The sequence below is a fragment of the Snodgrassella sp. W8158 genome (genome assembly GCF_016100435.1).
Classification (GTDB): Bacteria; Pseudomonadota; Gammaproteobacteria; order Burkholderiales; family Neisseriaceae; genus Snodgrassella; species Snodgrassella alvi.
In genome coordinates, this window is sequence record NZ_JACFSM010000005.1 from 12,359 (window position 1) to 36,489 (window position 24,131).

Annotated in this window: 21 protein-coding genes; 20 read left to right on the top strand and 1 reads right to left on the bottom strand. The window is 42.6% G+C overall.

Translation table 11 applies throughout. The features are described from left to right. The first annotated feature begins 11 nt into the window (after positions 1–11). Complete coding sequence (locus H3V11_RS09900; protein ID WP_198224750.1) at positions 12–6,545, top strand: DEAD/DEAH box helicase family protein; 6,534 nt, start codon at positions 12–14, stop codon at positions 6,543–6,545. After that, a complete protein-coding gene (locus tag H3V11_RS09905) occupies positions 6,545–6,958 on the top strand; it encodes a hypothetical protein (protein ID WP_174830900.1) in 414 nt (137 codons plus the stop codon). The genes H3V11_RS09900 and H3V11_RS09905 overlap by 1 nt, the downstream gene beginning before the upstream one ends. A gap of 117 nt (positions 6,959–7,075) precedes the next feature. Here H3V11_RS09905 and H3V11_RS09910 read toward each other — a convergent pair whose 3' ends face one another. Next, positions 7,076–7,582 carry a hypothetical protein gene (locus H3V11_RS09910; RefSeq protein ID WP_198224752.1) on the bottom strand — a complete coding sequence of 169 codons (507 nt, stop codon included), beginning with the start codon at positions 7,580–7,582 and terminating at the stop codon, positions 7,076–7,078. A 91-nt stretch (positions 7,583–7,673) separates the two neighbouring features. Here H3V11_RS09910 and H3V11_RS09915 point away from each other — a divergent pair, with 91 nt between their 5' ends. The 18 genes from H3V11_RS09915 (at position 7,674) to H3V11_RS10000 (ending at position 24,127) form a co-directional block, all read left to right on the top strand. Then, positions 7,674–7,988, top strand: a complete 315-nt coding sequence (locus tag H3V11_RS09915; RefSeq protein ID WP_198224754.1) for a hypothetical protein — start codon at positions 7,674–7,676, stop codon at positions 7,986–7,988. 1 nt (position 7,989) lies between these two features. Continuing rightward, on the top strand, positions 7,990–9,060 hold the full coding sequence (locus H3V11_RS09920; RefSeq protein ID WP_198224756.1) for a hypothetical protein: 1,071 nt from the start codon (positions 7,990–7,992) through the stop codon (positions 9,058–9,060). Between the two features lie 13 nt (positions 9,061–9,073). Further along, positions 9,074–9,592 carry a hypothetical protein gene (locus H3V11_RS09925; RefSeq protein ID WP_174830904.1) on the top strand — a complete coding sequence of 173 codons (519 nt, stop codon included), beginning with the start codon at positions 9,074–9,076 and terminating at the stop codon, positions 9,590–9,592. Positions 9,593–9,647: 55 nt separating this feature from the next. Further along, a complete protein-coding gene (locus H3V11_RS09930) occupies positions 9,648–11,384 on the top strand; it encodes a hypothetical protein (RefSeq protein WP_198224758.1) in 1,737 nt (578 codons plus the stop codon). Positions 11,385–11,396: 12 nt separating this feature from the next. After that, the gene (locus tag H3V11_RS09935; RefSeq protein ID WP_198224760.1) at positions 11,397–11,825 is read left to right on the top strand and encodes a hypothetical protein; all 429 of its coding nucleotides are present in this window, start codon (positions 11,397–11,399) and stop codon (positions 11,823–11,825) included. A 3-nt stretch (positions 11,826–11,828) separates the two neighbouring features. Further along, positions 11,829–13,460 (top strand): hypothetical protein, encoded by a 1,632-nt coding sequence (locus tag H3V11_RS09940; protein ID WP_198224762.1) that lies wholly within the window; start codon positions 11,829–11,831, stop codon positions 13,458–13,460. Positions 13,461–13,471: 11 nt separating this feature from the next. Continuing rightward, positions 13,472–14,224: a hypothetical protein gene (locus H3V11_RS09945; RefSeq protein ID WP_198224764.1), complete on the top strand. Its 753-nt coding sequence runs from the start codon at positions 13,472–13,474 to the stop codon at positions 14,222–14,224. Between the two features lie 10 nt (positions 14,225–14,234). Continuing rightward, on the top strand, positions 14,235–15,119 hold the full coding sequence (locus tag H3V11_RS09950; RefSeq protein WP_174830909.1) for a hypothetical protein: 885 nt from the start codon (positions 14,235–14,237) through the stop codon (positions 15,117–15,119). Between the two features lie 13 nt (positions 15,120–15,132). After that, complete coding sequence (locus H3V11_RS09955; RefSeq protein WP_174830910.1) at positions 15,133–15,630, top strand: hypothetical protein; 498 nt, start codon at positions 15,133–15,135, stop codon at positions 15,628–15,630. A gap of 2 nt (positions 15,631–15,632) precedes the next feature. Further along, on the top strand, positions 15,633–16,058 hold the full coding sequence (locus tag H3V11_RS09960; RefSeq protein WP_198224766.1) for a hypothetical protein: 426 nt from the start codon (positions 15,633–15,635) through the stop codon (positions 16,056–16,058). Positions 16,059–16,070: 12 nt separating this feature from the next. Continuing rightward, positions 16,071–16,934 carry a hypothetical protein gene (locus H3V11_RS09965; RefSeq protein WP_198224768.1) on the top strand — a complete coding sequence of 288 codons (864 nt, stop codon included), beginning with the start codon at positions 16,071–16,073 and terminating at the stop codon, positions 16,932–16,934. A 6-nt stretch (positions 16,935–16,940) separates the two neighbouring features. Next, positions 16,941–17,234 carry a hypothetical protein gene (locus H3V11_RS09970; protein WP_198224770.1) on the top strand — a complete coding sequence of 98 codons (294 nt, stop codon included), beginning with the start codon at positions 16,941–16,943 and terminating at the stop codon, positions 17,232–17,234. 76 nt (positions 17,235–17,310) lie between these two features. Beyond that, complete coding sequence (locus H3V11_RS09975) at positions 17,311–18,723, top strand: hypothetical protein (RefSeq protein WP_174830914.1); 1,413 nt, start codon at positions 17,311–17,313, stop codon at positions 18,721–18,723. Between the two features lie 2 nt (positions 18,724–18,725). Then, positions 18,726–19,436: a hypothetical protein gene (locus tag H3V11_RS09980; RefSeq protein ID WP_198224772.1), complete on the top strand. Its 711-nt coding sequence runs from the start codon at positions 18,726–18,728 to the stop codon at positions 19,434–19,436. Positions 19,437–19,463: 27 nt separating this feature from the next. Then, the gene (locus H3V11_RS09985) at positions 19,464–20,762 is read left to right on the top strand and encodes a phage tail protein (protein WP_232335812.1); all 1,299 of its coding nucleotides are present in this window, start codon (positions 19,464–19,466) and stop codon (positions 20,760–20,762) included. Between the two features lie 10 nt (positions 20,763–20,772). Next, positions 20,773–21,366, top strand: coding sequence for a tail fiber assembly protein (locus H3V11_RS09990; RefSeq protein WP_198224774.1), 594 nt, complete (start codon positions 20,773–20,775; stop codon positions 21,364–21,366). A gap of 147 nt (positions 21,367–21,513) precedes the next feature. Beyond that, positions 21,514–23,061 (top strand): hypothetical protein, encoded by a 1,548-nt coding sequence (locus tag H3V11_RS09995; protein ID WP_198224776.1) that lies wholly within the window; start codon positions 21,514–21,516, stop codon positions 23,059–23,061. After that, on the top strand, positions 23,054–24,127 hold the full coding sequence (locus H3V11_RS10000; RefSeq protein ID WP_198224778.1) for a hypothetical protein: 1,074 nt from the start codon (positions 23,054–23,056) through the stop codon (positions 24,125–24,127). The genes H3V11_RS09995 and H3V11_RS10000 overlap by 8 nt, the downstream gene beginning before the upstream one ends. Positions 24,128–24,131: the final 4 nt, after the last annotated feature.

Below are 24,131 nucleotides of genomic sequence, written 5' to 3' on the forward strand. Positions count from 1 at the left end.
ACAGGTTCCAGATGTCATTAAATAGCATAGAAAAAATCAGACTTCTCAATCAACTCAAAAATACGATTTTGAAGCGTAATGCGCAGACCAGCCCGCTTAAAAAACTAGGGTTAATCCGCGAAGTACAGAGATTACGTACTCTCCTAGGTATGCGTAACAGTCCTCAACAACAGACGGAAACGCCGGCACGAAAGGAAAAGAAAGACACCAGTATTTTTTATTCGTATACAGAAAACCAGACACGCAAACAGCGGCAGGATGCCAATAATGCCGCAGTAGCACTGCTTAAACAATTCACATCAGGCAGTCGCCGTGCTGATCAGGTAACGGATGCGGATCGCAGCATACTGGCTCAATACACTGGCAATGGTGGTAATTTGACCTCTGCCGATGGTAAAAAGGGTAGTGCATATGAATATTACACACCTAAGCCAGTCGCTAACGCTATGTGGGCACTGATGGAAGAAATGGGATTCAAAGGCGGCCGTGTATTAGATCCGTGTGCCGGTGTCGGTATTTTTGCAGCAACCAGTCCGCCTGATGCGGTCATGGATGCAGTAGAGCTGGACGGTATATCCGGTGGTATTAACCAACTGGTCAATAGTGGTGTTGGTCAGAGTGTGACTATTTCACCCTTTGAACAGTATGCGGCCAGTACGCCGGATGAAACGCACGATGCCATTATTGCCAATGTTCCTTTTGGTAAAAATAGTGATCGCGGTGGTAATCAGTTCAAGGATTCCCTATTTCAGAAAGACAGTCTGGAATCCTATTTTATGCGCCGTGCATTAACCAAACTCAAGCCAAACGGCCTTGCCTGTTTTGTTGTTCCCCCGCGTGTTGTTAGCGGTAAAAGCGGGAATGATCAGAAATTACGAACACGTTTATCGTTACTGGCCGAATTTAAAGGCGCGTATCGGCTGCCCAATAAGATTTTTGGCAGTGCACATGCAGACACTATTGTTGATATAGTGGTATTCAAAAAACACAGCCGTTCTGTGCTCGATGCTATCGATCAGCTACAAGGTATCAATAACGACTTATTGCGTGAAACGAATGTTTTATGGAGCGAGTTTGTCGACGGCCAGTATTTTAAAGGTGAAGGCAAACGATTCGTACTGGGTGAATTTGTCAAAAAGAACTCTGCCAAATTCAGAGATATAGATCGTGTCATTAACGATGACAGTGTTCAGAATATCGTTAAATTAATACATAAATTCGGCACAGACAGCCGTATTAATCTGGACTTGCTCAATGCCGCCGAAACACCGGAAATAACCTATAGTGAGGGAGACACCCTTGCCCTGAATGGTGAGATTCTCACGCTGCAAAATGGTACATGGGTGGCAGATGCAGCAGCAACGGTTATTAGTGACGATAAAGCAGAGCTGATGCGACTGGTTACACAAATCAGCACTCCGCTTGAAGCAGTCAATACTGGTGTGACATGGGCACAGTTTAAAGGAGCGGTAGATTATCTGAATGAAACCTGTCAGAGCCAGAATATACCCGAATGGGCAGCAGATGTATTTAAATCCCTGAATGAAAATACTACTGCTACAGACATATTCCCGGCTATTGCAACTGGTTTAGCCTGTAAGCAGGTACAGGCAGATAGCGGAAATAATGGCGATGATCTGGTTACATTGTATCCGGTTCTGGCTAAAGCCATGCGCAAATACTACCGCTGTAAAACCGACACCAGTATAGATGCGAACAGTCGTGCTGCGGTTAAATTCATTGGAATTCATTACCGTGGTAAAGCAGGATTTTCTGATTACTGGCTAGGTAAAGTTGAAGATATTAAAATTGATTTGGCTGCTAAAGAAAAGCTGGAACAAAATAAATATATTACCGGCACCCTTAATATTGATATTGAAAAAGCTCGTGCTATTGTCACTGCCGATGGTGGTAAATTCGACCCGTTACACGATGATGACTGGATAATCGCTGCTGATGGTCAATCCGTTATATCCGCAGATGATTTCTTTGTTGGTAATCTGGCCAAGGTACTGCATAAACTGGATGAGGAAATAGCTAAAACCACAGATGCGGCAATCAAAGATAAATTGCAGCACATGAAAGATGTCGCGTATCAGCGTTCAAATAAAATGGATTTACAGCGTATGGCTTTTGACATGCGCAGTCCCATGATACAGCCGCAGGAATTATTGAAATTTGTTCAGATGTTTATCTCTGATCAGTCATCAATAAAACAAAACCAGCAAAATAAAAAATATTTTGTTGATATTGATACGTCCGGAAAGAACTACATTACATTTGAAGATAAACTGAAAAACCGTGTCGGCGACTATCTGAAAAATGGTACGGTTACACTGGGCAGTATGGATGTGAAACCGTATACCCAGGAGGAAGCGTTAAATAAACTGGATGAGATGATCCGGCGTTATAACACTCAGTTTAATACATGGGTTAAAGCTAATCCGCAGATTATGGCCCGGTTACAAAGTATTGCCAATCAACCGGAAAACATTTATTTCAGCCAGATTGATGACCGTTCACCGCTTCAGGTTGACGGAATTAGTCCCGAATGGAAATTCCACGGTTATCAGAATGCCTTCGCACGCCGTATGGCGCGAAATTTCAGCGGTATCAACAGTTTTGATGTAGGACTTGGTAAAACAGCCACTGCTTTATTAGCTGTCCAGTACAACCATAATCTGGGCTTAAAAAAGAAAACCCTGTTTGTTGTCCCGAATAATGTACTTTCTAACTGGTACAAAGAAGCCGTAAGAGGTGAGAAATCCAAGGGTGAGGCAGGTTATAAAGCTCCGATATACAGTAGCAGTGATGGTTGTCTGTTTGTCGGCCTGAGCGTCGATAAAAAAGGAAATCCGGTAGTTCGTCCGGCTGATTATGATGCAGACCTGAACCGGATTATGGAAAACCGGCACCAAAAGATTTTCATGACCTATGAGGCATTCTTACGTATCCGGCTGAAAGATGAAACTATCGATAAATACGAAAATCACCTGCGTGATGTAGATGATTCCTATGCCAGAGCAATACGTGCGGCGGCGGAAGAAAAGAAAAAATCCAAGCTGGCCAAAGTTACAGATGTGATTCGCGGTAAAAAAGATGCGACGGCAGCACCTTATCTGGAAGATTTAGGAATTGATTCACTGGTCATTGATGAATGTCACGCCTTTAAAAACTCAAAAGAAATAGTCGATTTTAAAGGCGGTAAATTTCTCAGTACACCTATAGCCTCGAGCATGGGACTGGATGCACAAGCCAAAGCATGGTACATACGCCGGCAAAATAATGGTACTGGTGTTCTGGGATTGACGGCAACACCAATAACGAACTCACCACTGGAAATCTTCTCCATGGCCACACTGACCGAAGGTGAGGAACGTATAAACAGTATTATGCTCGGTGCAACAGGTTCAGATGCATTCATGGATACAGTTTGTAATTTCAGTGAAGAACAGGAAATGTCAATTACCGGTCATATGAAGTCTTACCGTACCTTTACCGGTTTACGCAATCTGGCTGCATTACGCAGTCTGATTAAGGATGTTGCTGTAATTGAGGATGCAGAATCAGTCGGCAGTGATTTTTTCCTACCCTCCGCAGAAGAAGAGCAAACAGAAATTAAGCTATCAGATGACACCAGCAATCGCCTGCATGAATATAAAGTGGCATATTCAGTTGCCAAAGAAATGGTACTGGCATCAAAAACCAAAATTGATGCAATTGTCGATCCGGAAGATCTGGATATTTTTAACCGAATCAGCAGTGAAACAGGGGAACCGGTAGAACTGATGGCGGCTCCCTTTAACCTGATTAACAAAATGAATAATCTTATTGTTGATCCTGATCTGGATAAAAGGGCGACGTTTTACTATACAGACGATAAATCACTCGCAGAACAAGTCTGCACGCAATTCAATAATAAAAAACTGAAAGACAAGCGCACTCGGCTGGGAAAATTTACTTCTCCTGAAAATGTGCTGAAAGAAACGATCCTCAGGGACGAAAACAAAGAAATTATTGCGACTGAATATACCGTACAGGTAACTGCCATATATGATGGTGAACGGATTATTCTGGATTCCGACGACTTCAATACTCAGATGGCTTTTGAGGCGATTATGGATAAGCTGTCATTAAATGCGGATATGAGCATTCCGCCAAAAATGGCAGCGTTAATCGATAATGTTAAAACTGAAATGGCCAACCCGCGCGGAATTGATGGTTTACGCCGCTCACAAAAGACCGTCAAACAAATTATTTTCTGTGACATGTTGTCCAGCCACACCAAAATTAAACGACTGCTAGTGAAACATTGCGGTATACCGGCGGGTAAAATAACCTTTATCTCCGGTCAGTATAATTCACAGCCAGATGAGATTTTGGATGTGCAAGAAGGGTTTAATGCTGGTGATGAGGACAATAAATATCAGATTATTATTGCCAATAAAAAAGCCGAAGTCGGTATTAACCTGCAAAAAGGTTGTCAGGCCATACATCACCTAACTATCGGCTGGACACCGGACAGTTTACACCAGCGTAACGGTCGCGGAGTGAGACAAGGGAACCTGACCGGCAAGGTAACGGTATATTTTTACGATGCAGACGGTACTTTTGATACTTACCGGCGCAGACTGGTCAATAAAAAATCCGACTGGATTAATACCTTACTCAAAGACGATAAAAGCGATCAGGTAGTCATAACCGGATCCCTTACCCGTGAACAGCAGGATATTCTGATCAGCATGGTAGGTGATAAAACCGCCATGGCAACATTTCAGGAACGTATTGACGATGCTGCCCGTGCCAAACGTATTGCTCAGACGCGCTACAGTCAGAATGTCAATCTGCAAACCTGCCAGAAAACAGCTATCTTTTTAAAGAAAAACGAAAATCTGGAGGACTTTGGCCGCGAATATCTCAACGAATTATTTGGTATCGAACGTGATATTCAGGACGTCAAAAGATCCATAGAAAACGCAGGCAGAAAAAAAACCAGTGCCGCGACAATTAAGCGTTATGAGGATAAATTAACCGATTTGCAGAATAAACGTCGTCAGTTATCTGAAGAGGTTATTGAGGCCTATTCTTACGATACAGAGAGTGATGATGACTTTATAACTTCTGTTAATTCAGACAAATTCTTCTATATTGATCGTGATAAATTTAAGTTGCGTGAAGGTGTTGATTCACAGATCCGGCGTGAATGGAAGAATCAGTTAGAAACCAATCGCCGCATGCAGCATGTGGCTCAGGAAGAGTTGAATAAATCTCTTAGTCTGGAGGGCAGTTATACAAACGATACTATTGAGGATGTGAAAAAAGGACAGTATGTCACTTATAAGGAAAACAGAATAGGTGTAGGCGGCCTGATTAAATTCACTGATAGTAATGGTAATGTCTATTATCGCTTACTGTGTTTAAACCGGAATCAATCCTTGATTTTGCGCTATTTTGATAAAGACAGGCCTGCTTCAAGCGAACCCACTCCGGTAAATTATTTCTTTGCAACTCCGTATAATACGGAAAATATAGTCGCCATGATTGAAAAAAATGGCGAAGGCTATCAGGAAGCTTTGCAGTATCTGGCCGAATATGACAGAAAATGTCTGGCTATGAATAACAATAAGGTTAGTAACAGTTGGGATTATGCTTTTCAGTATATTCCTGAGCTGGAGGCCATGTTACCCGACATGAAAATAACACATGAGTTAGATCCGCAAGAATATTTTCTGGATGTTGCCGGTGTTTTCCCTTATGTATTCAATCCTGAGTATATAAATCACTTTGCTGCTTCAGACAGTATCGAGAAATGGAAAAATGTAGCAGAACAGCAGAAATTATATGCAAAATATCAAGGAAGTATATGTGAAACTGATAATCTGGATAATTTTATAAAAATTGAATCAGAAGATTTTGTGGTTAAAATTATAAATGCTGCGCAAAAATTTAATCTTAAGTTTAAAGATATGGGTTTCAGCCTGAAATATTTTTCACCTGGACTGGGATTTTCAAGAGATCTGATCTTCACTCCTGATAAATCACGGGCTGATCATATTATTGCCCAGATTAATGCAGCAGAAACGATGGATACGGTCACAGAAATTGCTAACGGCTGGGTCAGAGAATTAATGGGAAATTTATTTGAAGACATTCCCAACTTTGATGATTTTTCAATCGGCAGATCCGGTAAATTAATGGAACAGGAATACCAGCCAATTAAAGCTGCTGTTGAAGAGGCGCGTAAACGGTTTAAGGTCAGCTCGCCGGAAGATTATGTTTATATGACCGGAGATACCTGGAAGGCTAAAAAGGCACTGGACGATAATGCAGACAGTTTCCGCATGATTGCCGAGCGTGCCGGTTCTGAAATCGGCTGGCGTAATAAATCAGGTCAAGGACGTGCAAGGGATAATGAAGTCATAGACAAAGCGACCAAAGCACCGAATAATGTCTGGATATTCCAGCGTAAAATGTGGCAATACTTACAGGAAAATTATTCTGAACTTATTTCAGAATTTAATCTTGATATTGAAGAGGGGAACTGATGATGGAATACCAGTATATGATTACCGAGGAACAGGCAAATACCGAAGCTGCCCGATTAGCCGACGAGCTAAAAACCAATACCGGAAATTCCGACTTTGTACAGTTTGCCGCTGATGTCATTATCAAGCGAATTGCCAAGAATCCATTGGTGTATCTGGAGTATGGCGTTTACTGGCCGGCTCTGAAAAAGGTATTGAATAATCACCATGCCGAACTAGGCAAAGAGTTAATCAATGATCCGATAGCCGGCATTTATGGTAATTTTGCCAGTGAAGCAGCCGTTATTGCTGCCGCTGAACAGTTCAGGGAGTTTTATAAGGAAGCTTATTTGAAGGGTAGCAATAGCTTTCAAATTGATGAGCTGGGTAATATCTGGACACTTTATGATAGTGATATACAGGAAAAACCATGATGAGCTGCGCAGACTGATACAGCAGAGATTCTAGATAAGATATAAAAACCGCTCTTTAAGGGCGGTTTTATTTCAGGCAGAAAAAAGGGAGAAAACCCTTAACTTAGCTGTGATTTGTCAAAATGACAGAATCGTGCCCGGTTCGTACAGAGACTTGCTGGTTTCTGCAAATTTGGTACACGCTTCCAGAACTCCTACATTTTTTATATATCTGATGAAATAAAGACAGGTAGCCAGAATAGCTATATTGCCGTTACTTAAACCATCAATATCATATTGAAGTTTACCGTTGTCTGTGACACCGTTTGGCTGAATATTCTGACTGATATCGAATCGCATTAATTCTTCGCCCAGATCAATCTGATCCCTTACTTTCAGCTCGTGATAGGCTTCCAGTGCTTCATGGAACTCGTTCGGTTTGAATAACATATCGAATTCTTCTGAAATTGTAGAATCAGTAATCAGGATAAATTTATCCTTTCCCTCAAAATCATATTCGGTAGCGCAGTCAAAGAGTAAAAGTGCTCTGCCGTTTTCTTCGGTCGTGATAGCAGAGGTTATTGATAACGGCTTTTCAGCATAGTGACCTATAGATGCGCACAGATCTATAACATCATCATTCATTTCTGACTTTCTGTAAGTGTGGAACATTAGATTAAAGACTGCATAACGCCTTTATTATGGGTGCTTATTAATTCCTTTTTTTATTTGTTCCATGCCTATTGATGCTATAGCAGTTGGTGTCGCTTTCCGTAATATCGCCGAAACCAGCAGAAATACAAAGCCATATGATCTTTGTATTACTCACTATGTTATGCCCAGAGAAACTCTGGATTCCAGTCTGACGAATCAGTTTGTATACGGTAATCGTGCTGATTGGTTCGTTTCTGCCGCGATTACGGGCAAAGTTGATGTTGATTTACCCGTTCAGACCGGTGCAAGGCGATTTATTCCACTGAGTAATGCAATCGCAATCACTAAAGCTGCCAGTGGTAAACGTAAGCAGAATAACGGCATGAGTTTGTATTGATATGGTCAGACCTCCAACCATTGCCGAATCTCTGAAAATTATTCGTGACAGAGAAAAACGGGCAGACGGGATACGTTCGGGTGCATTGAATATTCTGAATCTGGGTAATATAGATTTGCGCCGTACAACTCAGGCTGAGGAAGTTTTAAAGAACATCAATCTGAATAGTGGTGTTAATACCAGAAAATTAGATTTTGCTGATTTGCGTGCATTTAAAAAACAAATGCAGTTACGCCAGCAGGATTTCAAACGCAGCGGCATAGGAATAGGTATTTCCTTTAAATCCGTTATAGACCGTAGTCGTAAAGAAGACATCAAACGTTTTCAGGAAGAGATTAATACGGCTATTGCCGCACGTAGGGATCGGAATGGTGTTATTACTTTCCGGGTAAACGCCAGTGCCAGATCTACTGATACCCACCATATGGTAAGTGTACAGTTTCTGAATTTTCAGGCTGCTTTGAGTGGCGGAGGAAGTATTACCCAAAAACTTGCAGCAGATGTACTTAAAGGGCCGGTAAGATTTGATTGTGATTGCGGCCGGCATCGTTACTGGTACCGTTATCTAGCCACGCTTGGTGGTTTTGCTTACGGAAAGTCTGAAACAGGTTATCCGAAAATACGTAATCCGCAGCTAACAGGACTTGCTTGTAAGCATGTTTTATATGTGGCACGTATGTGTATGCGCTCCCCGTCGATGATCAGGGATATGCAGAACTATCTGAATACCTATCGTAATAATCCTAACTCACGAGCCAGAACAATTGGGCGTAAACAGGCCAGAGAATTTGCAGAAAAAATAGATAAAGAAGATTGGCGCAATATCAAAGTACGCCAGTCACGCAACAGCCAGCTTCCTGATCGTCTTGCCGATGCTTTTAACCCGAATAAAAAAGCCAGTATACGCGGTACAAACTTGCGTCCTGAAGAACTGGTAAAAAAACGGGTTGATGAAATGTCAAAACAGGAACAAATCAGTGCAATTGCCCGTCTGCTCAGTAGTACCGATTTACCTCCGGATTTACAAGCTGCCGTCAAATTAATTAAAGACCAGATTAGCAAAGAAAATTAGCACCATGATTGATATGAAAATAATCAGTGATTCTATTAATCACGCCGTCAAAACAGTAACCAGTCATCACCCTTTATCTATTGAAGCAGCGGTATACCGAAAGGAACTGAGAAAACCGAAGGAACTGGGAGGTGGAGATGGAAATGAGCCGACGATAGGCGGAGCTGGTGTACTGGGTGGTATTGGTGATGAATCAGAATATGAGCTGACATGTCAAGGTTCTTGTCATGTGAAATTTACTAATAATCTGGATATGGCAGAAATTGCAGGTGAAGGCTCAACGTATTCTGTACAGATATATACAGCCATGATTGAACCTTGCAATGAAGGTGAGTTTACGGTTCAGAAATATGACCGCATTTATCTGATGATGCCGAATATTAACTTAAGCTATGAAGTTGTAGACATTACATCGACACTCAGTTTAATTAACGGACAGACCAAACTGTATACATTACAGCCGGTAGAACAAAGTGCTAACTTGAGTGACGAACTGATTTTTAAAAAAAGGGAACAGCCGGAAAAAGCGTGATTGAACCATCAGAAAATAGTTACTGCGATTCTTTACCCTAAATATGGAGATTTAAATGGGTGCAAATGCAGATATAAATAACAATGGTTCTTCAACATTAAATCCGAATAATGTGACTTTAGCTGATCAGGCTGAAACCGGTGAGTTTATCCGGGGATTACAACAGGAAAAACAAAAGAGTGGCGTTTTTGACAGTGCCTCAGATACAGTGAGCCAGTCCATGCCGCCGGTTTTTCAGAATTTGTTGCATTCGTTACCGGATACAGTTCAGGAGCAGGGCAATCGTGTCGTTAATACTCAGCAACTGATTCTGGATTCAACAGTTAAGCAAACAGGAATATACCGGCAGAAATTCGGTCGTGATGTTCCAGATGCTGTTTTAGATAGTGCAATACGTTCAGCACTGCCGCTGATTAATCCGAATTATGCCCGCGCTTTAGGCTTAGATACCCACCTTAAATCGGTTGGTGTATATGATGAAGTGTCTAATGTATCCGGCGGTGCCTTGCAAGTAAGACAGGCTTTGACTGCTATTTTACTTGCATTTAATGAGCAGATACCTTTTTCTGGTGTATGTCCTGTAGGTATTAATAATGGCGGACTTGAAGGACGCATTATTCAGGTTAGTCATCGGGCTGATAGTAACGTTGGTGGCTATAATTATGGCGATAGTTTAGACGGACTGAATTCCGGTAAACCTTATTTGCAAGGCAAACGTTTTGCTGATGCTACACAAGGTGATAACGGACAATATACTGCTTTAATTACCCTGCACGAAAATGATACTCAGGGCTGTCCGATCCGAAGTAATACAGCTACTGCTTATATTAACGGGCTTCCTGCTGTAATTGTGCAACCTTCCGGTACTAACAGCACCACATTTACTGCTGCTGCTACTTTTAGTTTTCCTGGTGATAAAACTTCATATCAGGTAGCTATACTTTGCCAGAATACTGATACCGGTAAAATAGATGTAACGGTAACTCCGCCATTACCTGCCGGTACAAGAATCCGTGTTAGTGCAGATGTTAATTATGAACATGCCACTATGAAGGATAAACGGCCTAAAGTTGTTACACATGCTGAATACAAACACTTCGGTGTTCATTATTTCAGCGGATATTATAACGTTACCTCTGAAGCAAGAGCACAATGGCAGAGTGAGGTGAATATTGATCCTTCCACACAAGCCACAATCGCATTGCGTACTCAGTCTTATAACGAACGCCATATGGTGGCTATTGATTGTATGTATGAAGTAGCCCAATCATATCAGCATCAATTTTCTCTTGACTGGTTAAATCGTTTAAGCCAGCGCAATATTGCCAGCATTGTTCAAGACCTCTCTTACAGCCTGTCACAGGTTGACACCGAAATGGTTGCGCGTACTCAACTTAGCAGTCTGGGCGTAATTTATGTAGGTATGGCTGCCGTTAAATATTTTGAGGCAATGGATCCGAGCATATTTACTAAGAGCGGCGAAAGAAAACGACCGGGTATTTACCGGATAGGTAAATGGGCTGGCTTATACGACGTATTCTATACACCTTCACCTAAATTAAATCGTCCTGTTAGGGATTCATTCCAGATACTTGCCATTGGCTGCTCAGATCAGGTTGCCGGTAATCCTTATCTTACTGGACAAGCAGTAGCCCCTATTATCACACCATTCAGTATTAATAGTGCGGGTGAACAGGGCGCATACTATTTTGGTGCTATTACAGACACGATGAATCCTCTCGCAAATATGGCTTCAGCAGCAGCACTGATAACCGTAACCGATATTGAATAAAGGGAGGTAATAATGGCCAAAAATCCATCAAATACTTCGTCTGATGCGCCAAAGAAACGTGGTCGTCCCCCGAAAAGTACAGACAATGAAGATACTTTACTGCAAGTAAATAACTCTGTAGATGAGCAAACAAAGGGTAGCAAAGCCGATAACGCTGATGTGGTACCACCGGAAGTGGACGAAGCTGATAACGCTGATGCGGTACCACCGGAAGGTACTAAAACCAAAACCATTAAAGAGGTTTTTATCAGCAATATATCGCCGACATCTTATGTGATTCCACAGCTTAATATAGAAATGCGCCCCGGTGAAATGGATGTATCAGCCTCTGTTTCTAAGGATACATTAACTCAGATTCGCAATAATGCAGATACATTCAATGCCGTTAACGGATGGGATGGTAAAACCCTCGGCATTATTGTTGATGTTCATAAAGGATAAGCCATGAGCGGACAGAATATCTATCAGACAACACCGCTTGTCGGCCAGCAGCCGGGCGTACAAATCAACTTACCTGTTGATCGTACAGACCGGTTGTTACAACAGACCGGTGATCAGACGTTTGCTACTGTCTTGAAAGCCTCACGCGGCCGCATTGATAAGCCTATGCTTGTATCATCTGATAAATTAAAGCGTTATCTGGGTGATGCTCAATCGTTGCGTGAATCAGAGCTGAACAGCACCTATATTCAGGTAGTGGATGCTTTTACCGTTGGAGCACCGGCCGCTGTGGTCATGCGGCTAGTCAGCAGTGAGGCAGTAAACAACTATATCGTTATCAGACATGGTCCAAACGATAATATTTCTATCTTTGAAGATGCACCGGAAGAAATTGAAGAAAATGATGACTGGTTCCTGAGCATTAAACTTGCGGACTGTATTAATGAAGGTGTCTATGTACAGCTTCAACGAGGTAAAACAGATACTGAGGTTACCTTAAAAATCAGAGAACGCAAATACAACAGCAAGGGTACCGAAATCGCTACCGGCAATATACTGTATGAAATTACCGGTTCAACAGATATTAATGCTGTTGATGATTTTGGTCAGTCTTACTATCTGGGTAATGTTGCGGAAAGGTTTTATGGTGACTGGTTAATAGTCGAAGCCAATCAGCAGGCTAACGTAGTACTAACTACAGACGCATTTAGTAGTCAAATGGTTGGTGAAGGTATAGAACCTTTCTATGAAGGATCTAGTCAGATCACGAATGAAGACTTTCAGGCGGCTGCCGAGCAGATCAAAAAAACCAGTCTGCAATATTATTACATCATGACAGATTCATCAAATCTGGCTTTGATTGATGCATTGTTCAGAGCAGCGGTATACAACAATCGCAAAATGTTTGCCGATATTCCGGGTAATTTATCACCTGATGCCGCTATACGCTGGAAATCTCTTTTTGAATGGGATGAACAGCAATCCATGTATATAGACTGGACATGGACACCCATCAAACGACAGGACCCAACCTATAAAAACGGCGTTGTCCAGTTATCTTCGGTAGGTCAGAAAGTCGGTTATTCCTGTGTGCGTAACGGTAATCTGAACGGCTTCGGGCTTCCACCGTTGCAACAGCCAATAGCCGGTAGTGACTATATGCTTACCGGTACTAACTTTACCCAGATTTATCAGCCTGATGTGGTTGAAATCGCAGCACTGGCTGAAGCACGGATTAATCCTTGTATCTATGAGGAATATCACAACGCCAGTGGTTACGTTTGGGCAGACAGCCTTTCCGGTACGCAAAAAACGGGTATTAGTAAATTAACCAGTGCAGCCGAAATCACTTTCTGGTTAATGCATTACTTTGGACGCTATAGCAAATCGCACTTACAAAAACCGATGGGAGAACGGATCCGCAAACAGAAAGAAGAACTGGAAAAGGTTCTGAACTGGGCGGAGGCTTCCGGCTGGCTGACAATAAGTAAGAGCTTAGGCGGCGTGGCCTATACCTACAGTGTATATCGTAATGAACGTTACCCGGATGACCGCATGGATTGGGTAATTAATATTGGCATCGAAGGTGTGGTACGTCAGGTAGTTGGTAATACCAATATGTACTCATCTGATTAAGGAAAAAAAATATGCAAATACCAGAAGAAATCCGCCAGATAACTCAAATTTTTCATCAAAAATTACCGGAACCGGTACAGCAAACAATGGTCACAGATGGTGTGGTGTTTGATTCAACAGACAGCCGTTCAGCTTACGCTATGAGTGATCTCAAACTGAAAGCCGCATCAGCCGTTCATCAGTTTGCTGAAACTGATAAAAGCGAACTGGACGAAGGTGAGACGCTTTGTGACCGCTTTTTGTCATTGTTGGCTGAGGGCTGTGATGAAAATGAAGATGGCGAAATAAGCGATGAAGAAGCACAGTACATCGATCTTGCTTATGAAGCAGCAGCTACATATATGTCGAGATTTCGTGTCAATCCTGATGAGCTTGAAGCGTTTATCAATGATGATGATGAAGAAGCCGCAGCCAATATACAGGAACTGTTGCGTCATGCTTTGCCGGAAGGAAAAGAAGCCTGTTTGGATGATATTGAGAAATTTGCTTTCGATGAGAATGATGGCAGTACAGAACCTGTTTTGGATTCAGCACAATCCAATGGTAATCAGCAGGCAGTTATGGATGCTCTTTACAAGAAAAAATGGGTGGTCAGACAAGGTAAAAAGCTGAAGATCAGAAAGCGGGTATCAGGGCGTGTCATATTGAGCGCAGGGCAGAAAAAAGCTGTCAGAAAAATGCATCTGAAATCTCACAGCGGTCGTGCGAATTTAAAGCGTCTCAAATCAATGCGCAAACGTGAAAAACTTGGCTTGAATAAATAGGCTGTCAATCATGTCGTGGATTAATTCACTTGTTGATGCCGGAGTGGAGGTGCTTTCAAAGCAATACACTCTGACATCAAACTGGGGGAGCCTGAACTCGCAACTGATTGCTTCTATAGCACCATGCGATAAAGCAGGCAATATAACCGGTCAGGCTGTCAGTGCTCCGCTGATTGATTCATCACTGGCACAGCAGTTCGGCTGGTCATCTCCGTTTGAGAATTACACTGCTGACAGTAAAAGTCCGACTTTGGCTGCCATGCTGCAAACCGGCATGATTCCCAACCTGATACAGGCTATTGATGCAAAACAGGCAGACAGTAACAACCCTGAAAATGGTGCGCTGTCTGCCATCTCTAATTTTTTGAAACTTGGCGAAGGCAGGACTGGTATTACCAAGTTGAATTCAACACAGGTTTTTACCGGGCATGAGCCTTTGAAAATTGATGGAACTTTGGTTTTCAGAGCTTATGCAGATCCTGTAAGTGAAGTTGAGCAGCCAATACAGACATTATGGAAAATGGCTTATCCGAAATCACTGGCAGACGGCACAATGTTGTTAAACAACGTGCAGGATGCCCTCAGTGATGCCGGCAGTCTTCTCAGTGGCGATATGTCCGGAACGGACAGTCTGGTTAAGCTGGTTTTTCCTTCCGAGGCACCTTCCTATGTTGCGCTCAAATACCGTGGTATTACTTATGCGCCAATGGTTATTGAAAATATCAGTCGTCCGTTAACCAATCCGACCTGTGCATTAGGCGATGTTTTTGCCACTGTACAGATTAGTTTGGGATCGCAGCGTTCATGGGATGCCAAAGATGTCGAAAACAGCCGGTTAAGTGCTACCGGTAAGCTGATTAATGACACTGTTAGTGCCGTTTCAAATTTGTTTTAAAGAAAGTTGTAATATGTATACTCCTAAAGCACAAAAAAATGTTCTTGAGAATGTGGCAAAGTACGGAGTAATTGCTTTAGCTTCAGAACACACCATGGTGATTCATGGCCATGAAGAGTTATCTGCTTTAACTATTAGTTTTCCTCTGCCGAATAACATTTCTGAAGAATCTATACCTGTATTTCTTGGTGGCGGCATACAAACCGGCACATCACAGGCTCCACGAACATTTTTTACGAACTCTATTTCATTCTTAGATACGGTACAAGGACCGGTTGCAGAGTTTTTACGGCTACATGCTACTGAACGAACGGTTGCGTCGCGTTATATGTTCGATTTTGATGTCTATCGCGGCACTCCGGAAGAATACACGCTTAAATTCGCGTGCAAAAATGCTTATCTGCATGGCTTTGATGCTGCCGAACTGGAAGCCGAAGACCGCACCAGTCCGTTTAAGTACAACGGTCAGATATCTTATCATTATTACGGACATGAAAAGGGTAATATTTAAGCATGGAAACAAGTGTCAACGGTAAAAGCATTAGCGAGCTGGCCGCTACTTATATCACTACACGGCAGATTAATTTCTTTAGTCAGGAACAGATTGAAAACCTGTTTTTAGAAGCGGTTAATGAAGCTTCCGGCTATGGTGATTTAGTTAACGGACGTGTCGTGACATTAGAAGATAATTGCCCGGTAATAATCGATAATGCCAAATTAATAACGGCTGCTACGGTTCTGAGTGAATCTGACTGGGCTGTTATTAAACCGTTGGCACAACTTCTGGTTGATCTGGAAACTGCAAGGTTACAGGAAGCAACCAAAAATCATGGTTTAGATCCGTTCGGCCGTTCTTCTGCTGAGATTGAAAATGATCTCAATGCGTACCGGGCGGAACTGCCTAAAAAAATGTTTGCGTGTCCGATTGTAACCATCTAGGCAGTGAAATTTATGTCAATCTATCAAACCAGTTTATTCGGTGATCTGGCACAAACAGCCGGCGGACTGTTGGGCGGTGTTGCTGGCGGATTGGCCGGCAAGCTGGGCAGTACGGTATCAAACGCCCTGGGAGGCGGTGCATTAGGTTCACTGGCTGCCGGTGCAATTAATTATGGTACCAATGCCGCAATGACCTCAGTTGTCCAAAAACTGGATAAACTGGGGCACAAGGCAGACCGGAAATTCGATAAGCTGGTGTCTACTACATTTCAGGATCTTGGCATTAGTGCTTATGAAAACGGGCAGCCCAGTGATCAGGCATTACTGTTTGCCGGCGGATTGTCCATGAAAGACATGCAGCAGATTGTTGAAGCCGCAGATAGCAAAACACTGTCGCGCAAAAACTTTTATGTACTGGAAATCAGTGACGGTCTGAGCGGACAGCCGGTTGAAGGTGTGCAGCCGCATCTGAGCAAGTTTAATCTGTTTGTGCAGTCGCTGGATTTAAACCCGATTGATATCAGCGGTGATGTTCATTTGCTTGGATCTGCGTCCATGAATATACCGCAGCAGAATAATCTTACCGAGATGAATCTGATTGTTCTTGATGATATTAGCGGCACAATCAAACAATGGGCACGCCAGAAATTAGCCTTTACCACGCCCTCAAACGGTACTGTAATGCCGGCTATTTACCGGACGTTTTCAGTAAAAATTATTTACAGTACAAATAAGGCACTGGAAGATTACTACAACGAACGCTACACCATGGAACTGGCCAGTACCAGTGTTCAGCTCACCCGTACAGAACAGGCACTGGAAGAACTGTCACTGCGTTTTGTGCAGGAATCCACCTTTATGCCAACGCTTTCTTAAAATATTATGACTAAAGTTACATCAAAGTTTATCTGGCAGCAAATTGAGCACTGGATCAACACACTGACCAATGCTTATCTGGGTTCTAATTACGGTATCGATCTGAAAGAATATCTACAGAAACCAATCGGTGCTTTTGACGGTGATGAAATCATTGCCAAAATGCGGCAGGATATTCCTGTGCTCCAGGCAATCGATAACAATAATCTGCACATCTATTTCAAAAAAGTATCAACGGATAAAATCCTGTTCTATATCCAGTTAAATGATGGTGCCAAAGAATATACGGTTTCACTTTAAAATAAGGGAACAGTGTCTTTTTGCCACGGCATTCAAACCGATAATTAAGCCAGATTAAAATAATTTGGCTTTTTTTATGGCTTATACGAAAGATGAGTTTTATCAGGCAGCAATAAATGAACTGAGTAACAGCCCTGCACTGGCAGAACGAATCCGCCTCGGAGATGTGACCGTTAGCCAGCAACTGGCAGCCATGGCACAAATGCTGACCATGTTATCCACGCAAATTGATCTTGGCTTGTCTGAAACGTGGACCAGAGCGCGGGATTCATTTGTGCTGGCTGATGCTGCTGCTAAACAAATGCTGCCGTTAGGTCAGGCTAAAGTTGCCCGTTTAACCGTTAAAAACGAATTCAGACAGCCTTTAACCCTGATAGCAGGGCGAATATTGCTGGATACACGTTCCAGACAGTGGGTGATCCGTGATGGTGCGACTATTCCGGCTAATGGTGAGAGTGAAATCACCGTAATCCAATACCAGCAACGCAGTTTTACCCATAAAGTAACCGAATTTAAGTCGTTTTACCGTATACCTTTGCCGGTGCCGGATTCCGGACAGTGCATGATTGCGGTTGAAGTAAGCAAAATATCCAATAACACAGTATTCAAACAGGCTGAATGTTTCAATAACATTAATTACAACGACAATGTTTATCATGTGATGGGTGATGAACTTCTGAATTTGTATATCACTTTCGGATTGAAAGATAAATTCGGTTATGTGCCGGGCATTGGTGAAGAATTCAAAATTAGCATCAGAGAATCCTATTATGGGTTCAATCTGGAAATCGGAACCCAGTTTAGTCTGGAATATTCGGTCGACAATGAAGAGTATCTGTCATTTTTTGCTACTGAGGAACTCAAGGCGGGCAGTCCGCCAGCCTCAATATCAGAAATGCGGGAACTGAGTAAATACCCGTACATGTATGATGAAAATGCCGTATATCTGGGCGAATTTTCGCAATTGATTACCCGTAAAATGCGTCCGTTTGTATTTTTGTCGGTGTGGAATGAATATACGGAAGAACAAGTCAGAAAACCGGATAGCGACAATATTAACTGTTTGTTTATCTCGTTTATTAAAGACGGTATCAGCAGTGAGGAAGCTCAAAGCGAAATAACATCGATCATTAAAGCGGCTGATAACAGTTACCGGGTTAAATTTGTTCCTGTAGCTGAAAATAAAATTAATATTGATGTCCATCTGTGGTTATCACCATTACATGATTCAGCCGCCATTTCCCAAAAAGTAAAACAGTGGATTCTGGACCGCTACGGGCGGTTATCGTACTGGGCACGTACTGGCCGACAGCGCATTAATGTTTCCAATATCACGAAACAGATAAAAGAAGAAATTACCGAATTAAATGACGGTACCAGCGATATTGTCATCACCGTTACCGATAACAGCCTTAATTTCCCGGAATCATTCCGTTATGTAGATGAAAGCTCGTTAACTATTACCACCACGGGACTGATACCGGATTAATTATGTATGACCTGATACCCTTACAACAATCCCATGCTGCGGATGAACTGGAAGCAGAGTTCAAAGATCTGCTTATCGTTCTGTTTCAGAAATATCTGTTTAAAGACGGTTTTGACTGCAATGTCATGGGTATTCCGTATCTTGGTTCCTATGAGCTGATAACCAAACATCTGATTAACGGCAATATTGCTAACTTCGATATTACCCGTATTGCTGAAGATGATATGCGCTATTTACTGCTGGCGTGGAAATACCGCAACGGCAAGCGCGGTACACATTTTCTGAAAACGTTTATTAAATGCACGTGGGGGAATGAGTTTGAAATCCAGCAACTCTGGCATCACAAAGAAACCAAATACCCGTTAGGACTTATAACCGAAGAAGAGATAGAAAAGACAGGGCTTAATAAAAATGATTTTTTTCTGACTTCCAGAATCCGCATTAATCTGACCCAGCGGGAAGCAAGAGACTTCCCTTATGAAATAGCAGAGATGCTAAAAAATACACTACCTGCCCGATTGTTTATTTCAGAAATTGTCAAAGAAACATCTTGTGAGGCCGGAGTGAGTTTATTAGGGGACAGTACTGAATATTCTGTCTCTAAATATGATTGTACCGAAGAACAGAAAGAAGAAGTCACTGAGTTCGGCGTAAATGTATTCGGTGAAGGAACAACGTACTCTTTAGCCTTTTTTACCGCTGATAATAGCTAATAATTCAGTAAGCAGGGTTTTTTAAAGATGGCAAATGAAGACAGACTAAAAGTTAAAATTACAAAATCCGGTTATCAGGCTGCAATTGATAATAGCCGTGATGCAAACGGATTTAAAATCAAAATAAGTAAAGCCGACGTTTATGATGATAAAAATAATCTGCGTGGTACTTTTGATGTGGTCGGAAAAAATATAGGTCAGCAGCAAATAGCACTTCGAATCGCTGTTGTTGATAAAACCACTTCATATGGCATTAAAACCATAAAGCTAATTGATAAGTACAGTGGCGTTGAATTTGCCATTATTTCTCACCCTGCCGAGGAAATGATTGATTACATCAACCCGCATAAAATAGCTTATATAACATGTAATCTGATTATCACGTCGCTGGACGATCATACGGTAACCATTATAGATTCCAGTACCGCTGATGCCGATATGGGCATGATTGATGGACAGTTTGCCGAAATTAGGGAATTAATGGGTAAATTACCTGGCGTAAATTTACCAGGTAATCAGGATACTTCCGGTAATGCCGCTACAGCATCAAAATTATTTGAGGGACGCAATATTGGCGGGGTTTTCTTTGACGGTACACAAGACATAGATCTGCCCGGCGTGAATACCAGAGGTAACCAAGATACAACCGGTAATGCTTCCACTGCTACATATGCCGGTCAAATTGCGGCGCGTAAAATCGGTGGCGTTACTTTTAATGCCAAAACAGATATAGATTTGCCTGGTGTCAATATTAAGGGTAATCAGGATACATCAGGCAATGCCGCAACCGCCACAAAACTACAGAATGCAGCCTGTATTAATGGCATACCGTTTGACGGTAGCAAAGATATTAATGCCACGCCTGCCGGAGCTGTGCAGTTTTTCGCTATGGATACCGCACCTGTTGGCTGGTTAAAGGCTAACGGCGCAGCGGTATCAAGAACATCATATGCCAGTCTGTATGCGGCCATTGGTACCCGATTTGGGGCTGGAGACGGGAAAACCACCTTTAACCTGCCGGATTTAAGAGGTGAGTTTTTACGCGCATATGATGAGGGTAGAGGCGTTGATAATGGCAGGCAGTTAGGGAGCCGCCAGTCAGATACAGTACAGCGTATGACTGGTGAAATTGGTGATATCACTTTTGTGGGTAAGGATTATTCCGATGGTGTTTTTAGCAGAGAGAATGTAAGTACTGCAAAAATCGGAACGGTCACACCATTAACACTAAACTTTAAAGTTAAATTTGACAATGCGGCAGTAGCAAGAACATCAGCAGAAACACGACCACGCAATATTGCACTGCTTGCCTGTATTAAGATTTAAGGAGTAATGAATGAAAAAATATTCACCAACTATTCCCGTTTGCCAGCTGGACGAAAATAACTATTTTATCGGTATGACTACCGCAGATTTAGACCCATTAGAAAGTAATGGACATTATCTAATACCAAGGCTATGCGTTGAGGCAATAGAACCAGAATTTAAGGCCGGTTATATCGCGCGATGGAGTGGCGAATCATGGCAATACATCGCAGACCATCGTGGCGAAACGGTTTATAGCAAAGAAACCGGACAAGATATTAAAATCAGTGAACCGGGTGAATTGCCGGAAACAGTGACAACTACCCCTTGTCCTGATTCTTTTCATCATTGGGTAGAAAAAGAAAACAAATGGGTTATGTCACCAGAAGCCGAGGCACAGAGACAGCAGCAAATAAATAATGAGCGGCAGGCAAAAATTAATACACTGCTATCGGCTGCTGCTGAAAAAATAGCAGCATACCAAGATATGATTGATTTTGCCGATACCGAAGAAGAAGCGACGGAAGCAGAAAAGGGATTGCTTGCTTGGCGGAAGTACCGAGCTGCTTTATTGAAGTATCAGAAAGGCTTAATTTCTGAATTGCCGCGCACGCCGGAAGAGTAAAGGTGAGAGCCTGTAACGTGACGATCTTACTTATACTGACACATCGTACAACCACTAAGCATCATCTATTTCAATAATAAGGGAACGCACCATAACTCCCCTTAACTAGCAAAGCATAATAAAGCCCAAAGATACTGGGCTTTTTTTATGTCGCAAACAAAATCCATCATATTAGATTTAAACGGTAATCAATTTGATATCAGTTCTCAGCAGCTAATAGATGCCGGCGCACGGAGCTGGGCTGATATGGATTCCATTACTATCAGTCAATCCCTGAGTGCTGATTCACGATCGGTTGAAACACGACAGCAAATATATGACAACTACAGCTTCATGTCTGGCAGTCCGATAATAGCGACAGCACTGAATCTGCATGTCACACAATCTCTGGGCGCACATGAAAATACCAGTGAGGTATTTTTCATTGAATCCAAACCGGAAGCCACTAAAGAAGAAATTAAATACATTAATGAGTTACGGGATAATTTATCACCCATGCTCAATGCAATGGCATACGAAATTACCTATAACGCAACGGTATACGGTGATGCCTATGCACGTATCTACGGCCGGCCGAAAGATGGCATTTTATCCATTGTGCACAATGCAGACTTTAATACGCCGAATATTATTGCTATGGAGCGCGGCGGAAAAACCGTAGGTTATCTGATGGCACTGGAACAGGGTAACAACAACCTGACACCAATGAGCAATAAACAGATAGCCCGTTTACGCTTACAGCGCATGGGTTCTGTACCTCAGCAGCGGATGTTGTATAACGCCTGGCAAACCAATGTATGTGAAGATGATCCGGATAAACATTTACCTCTGCCTAGTCTGGTAGGCGGCTCATTTTTACAGGATGCAGGCGGACCATTCTACATGCTGCAAAATGCCCTGTTCGGACTGAATTCAAGCCGTATTCTGGATTCAGTGCGCGAAAGCATGATCTCAGCGAATATGTCCAATATGAACAAAGCCCAGCAGGACCACTTCATGAATAACCTGTATAGCATTCTCAAAAACAGTGCGGATTATGTCAATGAAGCCGTTAGAAGTGGTAAGCCCATATCCAGACGCTTTACCCATCTTATGCCCGTATTTGATGAGAAACAGCTAGTACAAGTGGACCACTCCCTAAGCGGTTCAGGCAATGCTTCAGTCTATAACCTGGATGATGTCATGTTTTATGCACGGGTACTGGCGGCTGTACTCGGTCACGATCTGTCTATGCTCGGTTTTTCCGACCAGCTCAGCGGCGGGCTGGGTGACGGTGGTTTTTATCGCGTTTCTGCACAAGCTGCCTTACGGTCCATCTTTATCAGATCCGGCTTTACCGCATTTGTCGATCACTGCATTGATGTACACATGCAGCTCAAATATGGCGGTACTTTCTATAAGCGACCCTATCAGATTACCTTCATTGGCGCACAAACGGCCATGGAAAAAGAAAAACAGGATGTACAGGAACGCCGCAGTATGTCCGCCGGTAATATCCTCAGCGTATTCAGAGAACTTAACGAGCAGAACTTTAGCGAAACCAGCATGGTTAATTTCATGAAAGATCAATTGCAGATGGACGAATCAGATGCAGAGCTGTATGCCGCTGATATGTTGAAGGCACGTGAAGAAAATAGTGCTGAAGATGATGAGGAAAATGGATTCAAACACAAACAAGGAAACAGATATGAGTAACAAAATGCGTACCGGTATTATCCGTTACAACATTACTAACCGTAACCGTAAATATAGCGGACAACCGCGCAATTTCAATTTATCCAAAGTAGTCAGCCTGATCAATAGCGATTCAGTACAGGAAATGGTGCAGAAAGGCGATATGATCGGTTATCTTGGTCACGGTGTCCGGAGTGAATTCGGACTGATGCCGCAGGAGATGGGTATGACGGCCAATCCAGAGGGTAAGTTACAGTTAATACCTATTGAGCCATGTATCCGGACTATCAGCATTAAAGCTTACGAGGACGGTACTATCGAGCATCAGGCAGAGTTTATCGACAATCAGTTTGGGCGCACTGCATGGGAATGGTTTAAAAATAAACTTGGCGGATTTTCCAGTGTGTTCAGCCCAACGACAGAAAACCCGACCGGCTTTTATGGGTTCGATTATGTCCGTATACCGAATTATGACAGTAATCGCGGCTATGTGGCCGACAGTATCATGTTCGACCTGCAGGACGATGATAAACGTCTGACACTGAAACAGCGTGAGGCCATAAAACAGGTCAGACTGGAAGAAAAGGCGGCGATTATGAACTGCATAACACAAAAATATACGTTTATGCAGGAGAAGATGGTTAAGGATCAGGAAACCAATAAAAAACTGAATGATCAACTGCAAAACTTACAGGCTGCTTTTGATTCAGCACAGAAAGACAATGCTGTGTTAAAAGCCAGCATTAGTTCACTGGAGTATGCAAACAGCCGTCTAAGCATGCCGCCGGAAAAAGCACAGCCAGAACATCAGCCAAGCATGCGCCTTGATATTAATAAATGGGTGATGGATTCAGCACAAGAACCCATAGCGCGGCTAAGCGTGAATGATAACGACAGTAATACAGCCGGTACCGATTCTGGCCGTTCGACTACCTATCGCCTCAATTCTGATAATGAATTTAAAGATACTGCCGCCATTATGGATTCATTAACAGGAATCGCGAGCGATATTAATCGACCAACTCCGACCGAACAAACATCATCTCAGATGGTAGACAAAATAAATAAAGCATTTTATTCGGTATGAGGAT